Source organism: Vibrio sp. 1401, from assembly GCF_033340295.1.
In genome coordinates, this window is the sequence record NZ_JAWOWF010000006.1 from 60,719 (window position 1) to 73,479 (window position 12,761).

Sequence of the window (12,761 nt, forward strand, 5' to 3'; positions counted from 1 at the left end):
CGGTGTTTCGTATATATGATCCACTATATGTCTAGTTATTCCTCGTATATTGTATTGTTGAAATCCGGAGACTAGACATGTTTGCACTCAAACATCTTCCTCTTGCATTGAGTTGTGTCTTAGCAGCACAAGTGAATGCGAGTATGAATATTCAGCCCGATCCGCAAAATCCGAATGGTTATGTTATTGCTCGTGGTGACGTTCAAGCCGTAGAGCAAAGCAAAACTTCTGATCCTATGTATGCCATTTGGTCACAAGCATTAGAGACACGCCCGAACTCAGTAGTTGAAGCGATTGTTCCAGGGGCGACAACCAACCCAGAAAACGTGAAGCGTGTAGAGCGTGTATTCCCCGAAAGTGAGTGGGACTTCCTGACTCAAATGGCGGCACCTGAATACACTTACACGCGTTTCCTACGTGCAATTGGTAAGTTCCCTGCATTCTGTGGTGAGTACACAGACGGTCGTGATTCGGATGCAATTTGTAAAAAATCGATCATGACAGCGTTTGCTCACTTTGCACAAGAAACCGGTGGCCATATTTCGATCGATAACGTATCGGATAATCCGCTAGGGTTGGAAGAGTGGCAGCAAGCTTTGGTTCATGTGCGAGAAATGGGATGGTCTGAAGGGCAAGAAGGTTACACAACAGGTTGTGGTCAAAATGACTGGCAAAACAAACGCTGGCCATGTGAACCTGGACAAGGTTACTTTGGACGTGGTGCAAAACAGCTTTCTTACCATTTTAACTATGGCGCGTTCTCTGAAGTGATGTTTGATGGTGATGCATCTGTATTGCTAAAAAATCCAGGCTTGGTTGCGGATTCGTGGCTGAACTTAGCATCGGCTATCTGGTTCTTCCTAACCCCACAAGCACCGAAACCTGCAATGCTACATGTGATTGACCGTACTTGGGTGCCTTCACAGCGTGAGCTTGATGCTGGCATTGGTTACGGCTTTGGTACCACCATCAACGTGATCAATGGTGGTATTGAGTGTGGTGAGCAAAACAAGGATAAAGGTCAACCTGTTAACCGTATTCGTTATTGGGAAGGTCTTGCCGCCCATTATCAAATTCCAATTGAAGCCGATGAGACCAATACCTGTTGGCAGCAGACGCCTTACGGTAGCTTAAATCTGAATGGTGCGACAGACGTGTTGTACACCAACTGGGATGGAAACTGGAAATACTACTCAGATCGTCCGGGAGGCCACTCTTTTGAATGTGAACTTGTTGGTTTCCAAACGGCTTACTCTGCGCTAGTTGCGGGTGATTATGAGAAATGTGTAACTAACTTCTACCAATCTCATGCGGGTTGGCCAGAAGTTCGTGTAGTTGACAAGTTAGACCCAGTGGATCCGGTCGATCCGCCTGTAGGTGGTGTGGCAGCTTGGGATTCTGGCAAAGTATATAACACGGGTGATCAAGTTTCTTACCAAGGTGCTGTTTACGAAGCGAAATGGTGGTCACAAGGTAATGAGCCAACGAAAGGAGACCCTTGGAAGCTGGTTTCAGGCACTCCTACGGAGCCGCCTACAACGGAACCTGAACCACCGGTGACTGAGCCAGAGCCGCCAGTAACCGAGCCAGAACCACCAGTGACAGGCAATTTTATTCAGTGGGAGCCGGGTGTAACGCAAGTCGCTAACGGCGATAAAGTGACGTACCAAAACAAATGTTTTGTTGCGAAAAATGGCTCAGGAGTGTGGGAAAGCCCAACGCAAAGCAACTGGTTCTGGGACGAGATTTCTTGTCAGTGATCGAGTAAAAAACAACCTAACCATCTATAAAGACTCTGCTTTTTTGCAGGGTCTTTTTTTATATATGTAGTGGTTTATTTATGGAATCTAAGTTTTCAATAACAGCTTTTCTCTTTTGTTCTGGAGCCCATTAAAATTCGCGCGCATTTTTTATCAACATTTTTGAAAAAAGGTATTTGTACATGTCGACAAAACTGGCTAACCCAGCACCGCTAGGTCTTATGGGTTTCGGTATGACCACTATTCTGCTCAATATTCATAATGCAGGATTTTTCCCAATTGACTCTATGATTCTAGCGATGGGCATCTTTTACGGTGGCCTTAGCCAAGTAATCGTTGGCATCATGTGCTTTAAACGCGGTGATACATTCGGCACAACTGCGTTTACTTCTTACGGTCTATTTTGGCTAACATTGGTTGGTCTAATCGTAATGCCTCACATGGGTCTTCCTGCAAGCCCTGCAAGCTTTATGGGTTGGTACCTAGCGCTTTGGGGCATCTTCACTGGTTTCATGTTCATTGGTTCTCTATGTTACCCAACAGCGAAGCAAGTGGTATTTGGCTCTCTAACTATCCTGTTCTTCTTGCTTGCTGCTCGTGATTTCACTGGTAGCGAAGTGATCGGTGCTATCGCTGGCTTCGAGGGTATCTTCTGTGGCGCAAGTGCAATTTACTTCGCAATGGCACAAGTACTGAACAACGAATTTGGTCGTGAAGTGTTACCTGTAGGTAAAGCAAAAATCGCTCGTAAAGTTGAAGCGGTTATCGCCTAAGCTGCTACTCATAATGAAGAAAGGGGGATTAACCATTGGTTAATCCCCCTTTTTTATGTCCTCAATCGGACCACTGCTTTTTCTTATTTATGTGATAACGCTATGTTGATGGTTGCTCAACAGTTTCTGCGCTATTGCTGTCTGCCGTTGGTGCTTTACCCGTTTTACGTCGGTACTTATCTTCCCAGTAATCTGCGCCTTTAATGCCCAGTGCAACAGGGTTAAATGTAAAATCGGTCACACCACGTTTTTGTTGCTCTTCGTAGTCGTTCAGTGCTTTGAGTGCAGGCTTCGACATAAAGAAGATGATCAAAATACCGATGATGTTTAGCCACGCCATCAGTCCTACGCCTACATCACCCATCGCCCATGCTAAGTTGGCGGTTTTCACGGTTCCGTAGAACACGGATGAAATAATGATGACTTTCAGAATAAACATCAGTCCATTTACTTTGAACGTACGACGAATGTAAGCAATGTTCGTTTCTGCAATGTAGTAGTAAGCCAGAATGGTCGTAAACGCGAAGAAGAATAGAGCGATTGCGATGAATGGTTTACCCACGCCAGGTAGTGCGCTTTCGATCGCCATCTGTGTAAACACAGGACCATTTGCACCAATATCCGCTGGTAGGTTTTGAACCAGGAATGTACCTTCAATCGCACCATTTACGTTGTACGCGCCAGTGATAAGAATCATGAACGCGGTTGCTGAACACACAAGTAGTGTATCGATGTAAATAGAGAAAGATTGAACAAGACCTTGCTGAGCTGGGTGATCAACACTCGCTGCTGCTGCTGCGTGAGGACCAGTACCTTGACCTGCTTCGTTGGAGTAGACACCACGTTTTACACCCCAGCCGATTGCTGCACCAACGCCTGCCATTGGTGTGAACGCGTCACCAATGATCATGCCGAAAATGCGTGGAACCTCACCAATGTTTAGAAGGATGATGACAAACGCAGTAATGATGTAAGCTAACGCCATAAATGGCACAACGACTTGGGTAAAGTTCGCGATACGCTTTACGCCACCAAAAATGATGAAAGCCAAAATGACACAAACAACCGTACCAGTGAAAATTTTAGCAAAACTGAAGGTACCAATAGCGGTTTCAATCATGTCACCTGAGCCAAATGCGGCTTCTACTGCGTTACCGATACTGTTCGATTGAACGCCAGGAAGTAGGACACCACAAGCAAAGATGGTCGCGATAGCAAAGATCCAAGCGTACCATTTTTGTCCCATTGCTTTCTCAATATAGTAAGCAGGGCCACCACGGAACTCGCCTTCGTCTTCTTCTTTATAAATTTGTGCAAGTGTTGATTCTGCGTATGCGGTTGCAGCGCCAAAGAAGGCTACGACCCACATCCAGAATACGGCGCCTGGGCCACCGAAACCGATAGCAGCAGCAACACCAGCAATGTTACCTGTACCTACACGGCCAGACAGTGAAACGGCAAGTGCCTGAAATGATGATATCCCTTTTGTTGAACTCTTCCCTGAAAGTAATAAGCGCCACATCTCAAAGAAGTGACGAATTTGTACAAAACGCGTCATGATTGAATAGAACAAACCTGCGCCAAGGCACAAATAGATCAGTACCGGGCTCCAAATAATTCCATTCAGAAAATCAACTAATGACTGCATGAGTATTTTCCCTGTTAGTTGTGTTTGTGGTTGTTTTTCACACAATACATTACCCTTTATGTAATGCAATTGTTAACTTTTTTAGCTACAAATCCTTTGTAGCGTGATGATGAACACAGAATGGAGAGTAGTTGTTAAAATTTGGTTCTTGTTGCTTATTTGCTCCTTTTAGGTAGAAGATTTGCCTGATGATTAATTATGCAGCACATTGTCATTTAAATGTGCTGCGATTTTGATGAGTTAAAAATGCCAGTGGTTATGCGTTTTGTGGAGTAAGTGTCTGCCTATTTTTTGTTCAGTCATGTCCTCAGGCGTAACGACAAAGGTTAAGCTCCGCATTATCCATCACTTTTGTTTTTTCACCTTTAATTACGCTTGCTAGCAATTGACCTGAACCACAAGCCATCGTCCAGCCCAGAGTTCCGTGTCCGGTGTTAGTAAAAAGGTTATCGTATTTAGTCGCGCCGATAATTGGTGTGCCATCAGGCGTCATTGGCCTAAAGCCGCTCCAAAACTCAGCTTGGCTGAAGTCACCACAACGAGGAAAAAGATCACGGATGACCATTTCGATGGTGTTTTTGCGCTTTTGTGGAAGGGAAGCATCAAACCCTGCTAATTCTGCGGTGCCAGCTACGCGAATTCGGTCATCAAATCGAGTCATAGCGACTTTATAGGTTTCATCCATCACAGTAGATCGAGGAGAGAAGTGTTCATCTTCCATCGGGATGGTGAGTGAATAGCCTTTGACAGGGTAGACCGGAATATCAATATCGAGTTGCTTGAGTAGCGCTGTAGAGTAGCTGCCAGAGGCCACCACATATTGGTCTGCTTTAAATTGTCCTCGGTTCGTTTGGACACCTATGATCTTTTTACCTACTGTAACCCAATTGCTTACTTCAGTATCGAACTCAAATCGGACACCGTGTGCCTTAGCAAGCTCCGTTAGTTGTTGGCAAAATTGATGGCAATCGCCCGTTTCGTCATCAGGTAGATGCAAGCCACCAACCAGTTTGTCTTTCACAAGTGCAAGCCCTGGCTCTTGTTCAATACATTGTTCGACGTCCATTAGCTTAAATCGGGTTCCGCTTTGTTCAAGGAGCTGCATGTCCTTTTCAATAGCTTGCAGCTGTTGATGTGTTCGGAATACTTGCAAGGTCCCAAACTGACGTCCTTGATACTCAATGGCGTGTTCTTGGCGTAACTGTTCTAAGCAAATACGGCTGTGGTTAGCGATCGAAAGCATGCGAGCCTTGTTAACTTGATAGCGAGGTAGGGTGCAGTTCGCGACCATTTTACTCGCCCAGCGGATCATGTCGGCATTCAGAGTGGGTTTGATTTTAAGTGGAGCATGCTCCTCCATTAACCACTTAATGGCTTTAACAGGAACACCAGGCGCAGCCCAAGGCGAAGAATAGCCATATGAGATCTGCCCGGCATTGGCGAAGCTCGTTTCCATGGCACTGCTTGGTTGGCGGTCAATGACGGTAACTTGATAGCCTGCTTGAGATAAATACCAAGCAGAGGTTAAGCCGATAACGCCGCTGCCTAATACGATGACTTCCATTGATGCACTCCACACATTTATCAGAGTGCTCAGTTTCTTTTCTTTACCTTTTGTTAACAATCGATATAAATTACACACAGCGTTTAGAAAAACTATAGGCTCAAGGATGAAAAGTAATCTGATAAGTGGCTTGTGTCTATTTAGCCAAGTCGCGGAGTACAACAGCTTTACTGGTGCTGCAAGACATTTACACCTCACCACTGGTGCCATAAGCCAACAAATTATTCATTTGGAAGCGTTATTAGGTTTTACTTTATTTGAACGCCACTCTCGCGGTATTCGTTTAACCGTAAAAGGCACTCAGTTACACCAAGCGACGCAGTTTCACTTTTCGGAACTGAGCAAATTGCTTGATGAGCTCAAAGTAGAAAAGCAAACCAATGAAATTCGTTTGAAGTTGACGCCTTCTTTTGCTTTCAAATGGTTAGTCCCAAAGCTCGAAAGCTTCCATCATGATAATCCGGATATCCAAGTACAAATCTTTGCGGAAGGTGCGCTGGTAAATAGTGAGATAAAAGACTATGACGTCGCAATTGACTATGGTCTTCATCCTTATAGAAATGCTAACGCGGAGCTGATTTTGGATGAGCATCTGCTACCGGTGATGAGTCCAAAATACCTTGAGGATCATGGCTGGCTAAAAACGTTGTTTGGTGAGCAAAAAAACTCAATGCCAGTGAAGCAATGGCAAGAGGCGACGCTACTACACGATGCGATGCCATGGGAAAACGCGACGCGTGACTATGAGTGGCTATATTGGGCGTCAGCGATGGGGTTGGATTTTAAAACCGATATCGGACACTTTTTTAATCGAACGGATATGGCGATGTCTGCAGCCGAAGCAGGCGTTGGGATTGCGATGGCACGAATGGCACTGATTGAGGATGAATTGACGACAGAGCGTTTGGTTTCTCCATTCAAACCGATTCCTGCCAATGCAGGGTATTACTTGATCATGAACACACGTACGAATGCGACAGAAACGTTTCGTCACTGGTTACTTGGACAGTTGAATTAGCGTTTTATCTCTGTGATTCATCCCTACGTTATTTGTTGAAAAATTGGGCAATATAAGTTTTAAGCAAGGTAAGTGCTTTGCTTGCCGCTATTTGAGTGATGAAAGACAGGGAAGAACATGAAAGACGAAACGCTATCCATCCATTTTGGTTACGAAACTGACCCTACCACTAAATCTGTCGCGACGCCGATTTATCAAACAGTCGCGTACGAGTTTGACAACGCGCAGCACGGCGCTGATCTGTTTAACTTGGAAGTGCCGGGGAATATCTACACTCGCATCATGAATCCGACTAACGATGTTCTGGAAAAACGCATGGCGGCGTTAGAAGGCGGCATTGCTGGATTGGTCGTGAGTGCGGGGAGTGCAGCGATTAACTATGCAATTCTGACCTTAGCGCAAGCGGGCGATAACATCGTTTCTACGCCGCAACTTTATGGCGGTACTTACACCTTGTTTGCGCATATGCTGCCAAATCAGGGTATTCAGGTGAAGTTTGCTAAAGATGACAAGCCAGAAAGTTTGGCCGAATTAATTGATGAAAATACCAAAGCGGTGTACTGCGAGAGCATTGGTAACCCTGCGGGTAATATCATCGATTTAGAACGTGTGGCGGAGCTTGCTCATGCACAAGGCGTACCTGTGATTGTGGATAACACCGTTGCGACGCCAGTGCTTTGCAAACCCATCGAATTTGGTGCGGATATCGTAGTTCACTCTCTCACTAAATACGTTGGTGGGCATGGCACCACATTAGGTGGCGTGATTGTGGATTCCGGTAAATTCCCTTGGGCGCAGCACAAAGACCGTTTTCCTGTTTTCAACCAACCAGAACCTTCTTACCACGGCGTGGTGTATACCGAAGCGTTTGGTGAGGCGGCATTTATCGGGCGCGCGCGTACCGTACCATTGCGTAATACCGGTTCGGCATTATCACCGTTGAATGCATTTATGCTTATGCAAGGGCTAGAAACGTTACCGCTGCGTATGGAACGCCATACTGAGAATGCTCTCAAAGTGGCTGAATTCTTGGAACAGCATGACAAAGTCAGTTGGGTGAGTTATGCCGGCTTGCCGAGTTCAGCACACTTCAACCTCGCTGAAAAATACATGAAAGGTAAGCCTTCTGCGATTTTGTCGTTTGGTTTAAAAGATGGTTATGACGCTGGTGTGCGTTTTTATGATGCTTTGAAAATCTTTAAGCGTTTGGTGAACATTGGCGATGCAAAATCATTGGCTTGCCATCCTGCATCGACGACTCATCGTCAATTGAGCGAAGCAGAACAAAAACAAGCTGGTGTGTCTCCAGAGATGATTCGTTTATCGGTGGGTATTGAACATATTGACGATATTCTAGCCGATTTAGAACAGGCACTAAACGCGTAAAACGATTCTTTTTTTAGCTTTGGGTTACCCATAGGCCAGTCTTTAAAAAAGCTGGCCTATTTTTATTTTATTGTTTAAATATCAAGGGTTTTGGTGTTTTTGGTTTGTGGTATTCCAAAAGCTCATAGAGGGTGAGATTTATTCTCTTGTCACGTTTGGGTTTGTTCCTGATGATGTGTGCATGTATTACACATTGGAAGGGACTCAAATGTCTTACGTATTTCACCGTCACTGCCATGCCACGCTGCCAATCATCGATAGAGGTGAAGGTGTTTATCTATTCGATAAGCATGGAAAGCAGTATCTCGATGCTTGTGGTGGGGCTGCGGTATCAAACCTTGGCCACAGTCATCAAGCCGTTAAAAAAGCGATGTTGGAACAGATCGAGCGAGTGCCGTTTGCTCATACTGGATTTTTTACTAGTGATAACAGTGAGCGCCTAGCAGAATTGGTTTGTCAGCACATGCCTGAACAGTTCAACCATGTGTATTTAGTCAGTGGCGGATCAGAAGCGGTGGAGTCGGCACTAAAAATGGCGCGGCAGTATTTCGTGGAATCAGGTAAGCCAGAGAAAAAGCAATTCATCGCGCGTCAGCAAAGTTATCACGGCAATACCTTGGGGGCTTTGGCTGTCGGAGGTAATGAATGGCGACGTGAACCGTTCAAACCCATCTTACACCCGAGCCATCATATCGCCCCTTGCTATGCTTATCGTTATCAGCAGAGTCATGAGTCGGAATTGGATTACTCATTGCGAGCGGCGAATGAGCTAGAGGCAAAAATTCTTGAGTTGGGGGCTGATAATGTCATGGCTTTTGTCGCTGAGCCCATTGTGGGAGCCACCGCTGGAGCTGTGCCTGCCACACAAGGTTACTTCAAGCGTATTCGCGAAATATGCGACCAATACGATGTGTTATTGATCTTGGATGAAGTCATGTGTGGCGTTGGACGCAGTGGCAGTTTTTTTGCGTTTGAGCAAGAAGAGGCAGAACCCGATCTGGTGTGTATGGCTAAAGGGCTTGGTGCGGGTTATCAACCTATTGGCGCGGTGGTTGCGAATGATCGAGTCTACCAAGCTATTGCCGGTGGAAGCGGTTTTTTCCAACATGGCCATACCTTTATGGCGCACCCTGTGGCGTGCGCTGCTGCCGTGGCAACCATTCAAACCATCTTCCAAGATGATTTATTAACGGCGGTGAATCAGCAAAGTGCTTTGCTGCGTAATGAGCTTACTTCTGAATTGGCCCATTTACCGTACATTGGCGACATTCGTGGTAAAGGCTTATTTTTTGGCATTGAGCTGGTGGCGGATAAAGAAAGCAAGGCGCCTCTGAGTAAAGCCACATTGGCAGACAAACGCATCAAACAGCAAGCAATGGAAAATGGCTTAATGTGCTACCCAATGGGAGGAACGATTGATGGCGTTAATGGGCACCATATCTTGCTTGCACCGCCATTCATTATTCAGCCTCACCATATTGATGAGCTAGTTGGCAAACTCTCATTAACGCTAAAAGAGGTAGCGAAGGAATGGAATTAGAAAATCGATCTATACGAGAGCCTATCGCTATTATCGTGGCCCCAAACGGTGCAAGAAAAACTAAGTACGATCACGCCAGCTTACCCATGACAACAGACGAACTGGTTGCAGAGGCTATCGCTTGTCAAACGGCAGGGGCTGCCATGATCCATTTGCATGCTAGAGACGCCAACGGACGTCATTCATTAGACATCGACGACAACATGGCAATTTACCATGCCGTGAAAGAAGCGGTGGGACAAAACATGATGGTACAGCTCACCACAGAGGCGGTGGGCTTGTATTCTCCGCCACAACAGATGGCGTTAGTTAAAGCTGTGAAACCAGAAGCGGCTTCTTTTGCATTGAGGGAGTTAATCCCTGATCGCGCAAGTGAGAAAGAAGGGCATGCCTTTTTCCATTGGGTGGCAGAACACAACATCGTGAGCCAAATTATTCTCTACGATGCAACCGACATTGAACGTTATTTCCAACTGCGTGATGCGGGCGTGTTACCTAAAACGCATCAGCATGCATTAGTGGTGTTAGGGCGTTATCACCAAGCTCAACAGTCTTCGCCATGGGATTTACGAGGTTTGAATTTGGCGCGTTTTGTCGAGGAAGAAATTCGATGTGCCATTTGTGCTTTTGGCGCGCGAGAGCAAGACTGTTTAGCGAGTGCGATGTTACTTGGATTCGATGTGAGAGTGGGGTTTGAGAATAACCACGTCGATGTGGCAGGCGAATTAGCAATCAGTAACGCGGCTCAGGTGGAAGCTCTACGCGATGTGGCGCATCGCTTTGCGATTCCTTTACACAGTGCGCAAAGTTTGCGTTCAGCTTTGAAGTAAATCTGCTCGCGGAAAAGAAAAAAAGAAGAAAGGAAAGTAAAAAGGCTCCATCGGAGCCTTTTCGGTATTTGTCGTTAGTTCTCAGTTTGCGCTACAGGTTGACGAGCGGGATGTTTGATAAACACCGCGACAACAGCCGCTATCGCTAATGCAAAACAGTAGTAAGAATTGGCAACTACTTCAAGTGGCGAGAGGTTGAATACGGAACCTAGCAGCAGTACTTGAGCACCGTAAGGCAACACGCCTTGCACCACGCATGAGAAAATGTCTAACAAGCTTGCTGAGCGGCGAGGAGAGACATTATTCTCTTCCGCCAGTTGGCGAGCAACGCTGCCCGATACAATGATGGCTACGGTGTTGTTTGCCGTACAGCCATTGACCATTGATACCAAACCTGCAATACCTAGCTCGCTTGCACGACTGTTCGCATGCTTAGAGTGACTAGAGCCAAACGCGTGGATAAGGCTACTAACGAAATTTGTTAGAAAAGCAAGACCACCTTGGCGACGCATCAGTTCACTCAAACCACCAATCAGCATGGATAACAAGAAGATCTCTTGCATGTTACCAAAGCCTTTGTATACGTCTTGGGCTAGATTAGTCAGTCCGTAATTGTCAATCGATGCCAAGCTCACGCCGCCAGCCAAAAGAATGCCAATCGACAGAACCACAAACACATTTACACCAGATACCGCTAGGATCAAAATAGTGATGTACGGCAAGACTTTTAGCCACTCAATATCGCCAGTTGCAGGCACTTGAGTCGCGGTACTGTTGAAAGCGAACACTGCAATCGCGATCAACGCCGCAGGTAAAGCAATACGAATGTTCTCTTTAAACTTGTCTTTCATCTCACAACCTTGAGAGCGTGTCGCCGCGATGGTGGTGTCAGAGATGATAGAAAGGTTATCACCAAACATAGCGCCGCTCAGCACAACGCCTGCGGTTAACGGTAAGCTCATTCCTGCTGATTCAGCAATACCCAACGCTACGGGGGCAACGGCTGCGATGGTACCCATCGAAGTCCCCATTGCTGTTGCGATAAAAGCAGAAATCAGAAAAATGCCCGGTAAAATCATGCTGGTTGGAATAGCGGATAAACCAAGGTTCACTGTTGCATCAACACCGCCAGAGGCTTTTGCTACCGCAGCAAAGGCACCTGCAAGCAGATAGATCATACACATTGCGATGATGTCTGGGTGGCCAACACCACGCATGAAGTGTTCGATTGAGCGGTTAAGTTTCTCTTTACTTAAAAGAAACGCAATGATGATGGCTGGTAATACCGCGATGGGTGCAGGCAGCTGGTAGAAGGCAAATTCCACGCCTTGCAAAGATAAGTAAGTGCCTACGCCAATAAATAGCGCAAGGAATACAATTAATGGGATCAGTGCGACCGCAGACGGTGCAACTGTTTTAGTTGTTTGTTGGGAACCGGACATGTAAACGACAATGTTAATGATAAGAGAGAAGAGCAGACTAATATCACATTTACGCATTGTCAACGTCTAGACGTCTAAATGGCTGTTTAGATTTTACACGTAAAGAAAAAGATAAAAGCTCGTGTTGCGTATCTCACTGATACCACGAGCTTTAGTTATGCGCTAATGAAGAGACTGTCGTTATTGCATTGATTTGGCTTTTTTGCGTTTAACAATACCTAAAACCATCCACGTAAATAAGACAGCAGCAAATGCCCATACCAGATATTTGTATTCGGTGTACAGGTTGCTCAACACGCTTAAATGTTCAAATGCAAAGCGAGTTAACAAGCTGAATACCAATACCCAAACCGTCGCCGCGAGGGCGTTACCGAGCAAAAACTCTCTACGTGGCATTTTCGCGATACCGCATGCAAGAGGCATAAATTGCTTCATTCCTTCAATAAAGCGGCTGACCACCAAGCACGTAGGGCCGTATTTCTGGATAGTCAATTGAAGCGTTTGCATCTTCGGGCCGGAAATGTAGCCTTTTTTATCTAACCACCCCTCAAAGTAATAACCGATTAAGTAGCCACAGGTATTACCAAAAAAGCAGCTCAGCCACGATACCATCATTACCATACTTAGGTTCATGACTTGTTCTGACGAGAGCAAAGATGCCGCGATCATCAGTGATTGACCAGGCATCGGGATACCTATCCCTTCTAGAAATATACTGACAATCAGCGCAACGTAGCCGTATTGCTCAAGCAAAGGCTTCATTGACATGAGAAGTTCGTTAATATGTTCCAAAAGCTTTC

At 45.8% G+C, this 12,761-nt stretch carries 10 protein-coding genes; 6 read left to right on the top strand and 4 right to left on the bottom strand.

Annotated elements, in window-relative coordinates:
• The first annotated feature begins 77 nt into the window (after positions 1–77).
• Positions 78–1,760: a chitinase gene (locus R7Z77_RS05175; RefSeq protein ID WP_213967872.1), complete on the top strand. Its 1,683-nt coding sequence runs from the start codon at positions 78–80 to the stop codon at positions 1,758–1,760.
• Between the two features lie 182 nt (positions 1,761–1,942).
• Positions 1,943–2,533, top strand: coding sequence for an acetate uptake transporter (locus tag R7Z77_RS05180; protein WP_005381682.1), 591 nt, complete (start codon positions 1,943–1,945; stop codon positions 2,531–2,533).
• A gap of 100 nt (positions 2,534–2,633) precedes the next feature.
• Here R7Z77_RS05180 and R7Z77_RS05185 read toward each other — a convergent pair whose 3' ends face one another.
• Complete coding sequence (locus R7Z77_RS05185; protein WP_005381681.1) at positions 2,634–4,181, bottom strand: alanine/glycine:cation symporter family protein; 1,548 nt, start codon at positions 4,179–4,181, stop codon at positions 2,634–2,636.
• A 307-nt stretch (positions 4,182–4,488) separates the two neighbouring features.
• Positions 4,489–5,745, bottom strand: a complete 1,257-nt coding sequence (locus R7Z77_RS05190; RefSeq protein ID WP_213896195.1) for a D-amino acid dehydrogenase — start codon at positions 5,743–5,745, stop codon at positions 4,489–4,491.
• A gap of 106 nt (positions 5,746–5,851) precedes the next feature.
• Here R7Z77_RS05190 and R7Z77_RS05195 point away from each other — a divergent pair, with 106 nt between their 5' ends.
• The 4 genes from R7Z77_RS05195 (at position 5,852) to R7Z77_RS05210 (ending at position 10,519) form a co-directional block, all read left to right on the top strand.
• A complete protein-coding gene (locus R7Z77_RS05195) occupies positions 5,852–6,763 on the top strand; it encodes a LysR substrate-binding domain-containing protein (protein ID WP_132937057.1) in 912 nt (303 codons plus the stop codon).
• A 117-nt stretch (positions 6,764–6,880) separates the two neighbouring features.
• Positions 6,881–8,149, top strand: coding sequence for an O-acetylhomoserine aminocarboxypropyltransferase/cysteine synthase family protein (locus R7Z77_RS05200; protein ID WP_213872726.1), 1,269 nt, complete (start codon positions 6,881–6,883; stop codon positions 8,147–8,149).
• Between the two features lie 208 nt (positions 8,150–8,357).
• Positions 8,358–9,689, top strand: a complete 1,332-nt coding sequence (locus tag R7Z77_RS05205; protein WP_213967873.1) for an aspartate aminotransferase family protein — start codon at positions 8,358–8,360, stop codon at positions 9,687–9,689.
• Positions 9,680–10,519 (top strand): 3-keto-5-aminohexanoate cleavage protein, encoded by an 840-nt coding sequence (locus tag R7Z77_RS05210; RefSeq protein ID WP_158157263.1) that lies wholly within the window; start codon positions 9,680–9,682, stop codon positions 10,517–10,519. The genes R7Z77_RS05205 and R7Z77_RS05210 overlap by 10 nt, the downstream gene beginning before the upstream one ends.
• Before the next feature lie 74 nt (positions 10,520–10,593).
• Here the strand turns inward: R7Z77_RS05210 and R7Z77_RS05215 are convergent, their stop codons facing one another.
• Complete coding sequence (locus R7Z77_RS05215) at positions 10,594–11,961, bottom strand: Na+/H+ antiporter NhaC family protein (protein ID WP_005381672.1); 1,368 nt, start codon at positions 11,959–11,961, stop codon at positions 10,594–10,596.
• A 180-nt stretch (positions 11,962–12,141) separates the two neighbouring features.
• The gene (locus R7Z77_RS05220; protein WP_213967874.1) at positions 12,142–12,729 is read right to left on the bottom strand and encodes a DedA family protein; all 588 of its coding nucleotides are present in this window, start codon (positions 12,727–12,729) and stop codon (positions 12,142–12,144) included.
• Between the last annotated feature and the right edge of the window lie 32 nt (positions 12,730–12,761).

Excerpts from the sequence above, each read along its gene's own strand:
- R7Z77_RS05175 (WP_213967872.1), top strand. The coding sequence starts at position 78 with ATGTTTGCACTCAAACATCTTCCTCTTGCATTGAGTTGTGTCTTAGCA.
- R7Z77_RS05180 (WP_005381682.1), top strand. The coding sequence starts at position 1,943 with ATGTCGACAAAACTGGCTAACCCAGCACCGCTAGGTCTTATGGGTTTC.
- R7Z77_RS05185 (WP_005381681.1), bottom strand. The coding sequence starts at position 4,181 with ATGCAGTCATTAGTTGATTTTCTGAATGGAATTATTTGGAGCCCGGTA.
- R7Z77_RS05190 (WP_213896195.1), bottom strand. The coding sequence starts at position 5,745 with ATGGAAGTCATCGTATTAGGCAGCGGCGTTATCGGCTTAACCTCTGCT.
- R7Z77_RS05195 (WP_132937057.1), top strand. The coding sequence starts at position 5,852 with ATGAAAAGTAATCTGATAAGTGGCTTGTGTCTATTTAGCCAAGTCGCG.
- R7Z77_RS05200 (WP_213872726.1), top strand. The coding sequence starts at position 6,881 with ATGAAAGACGAAACGCTATCCATCCATTTTGGTTACGAAACTGACCCT.
- R7Z77_RS05205 (WP_213967873.1), top strand. The coding sequence starts at position 8,358 with ATGTCTTACGTATTTCACCGTCACTGCCATGCCACGCTGCCAATCATC.
- R7Z77_RS05210 (WP_158157263.1), top strand. The coding sequence starts at position 9,680 with ATGGAATTAGAAAATCGATCTATACGAGAGCCTATCGCTATTATCGTG.
- R7Z77_RS05215 (WP_005381672.1), bottom strand. The coding sequence starts at position 11,961 with ATGTCCGGTTCCCAACAAACAACTAAAACAGTTGCACCGTCTGCGGTC.
- R7Z77_RS05220 (WP_213967874.1), bottom strand. The coding sequence starts at position 12,729 with ATGTCAATGAAGCCTTTGCTTGAGCAATACGGCTACGTTGCGCTGATT.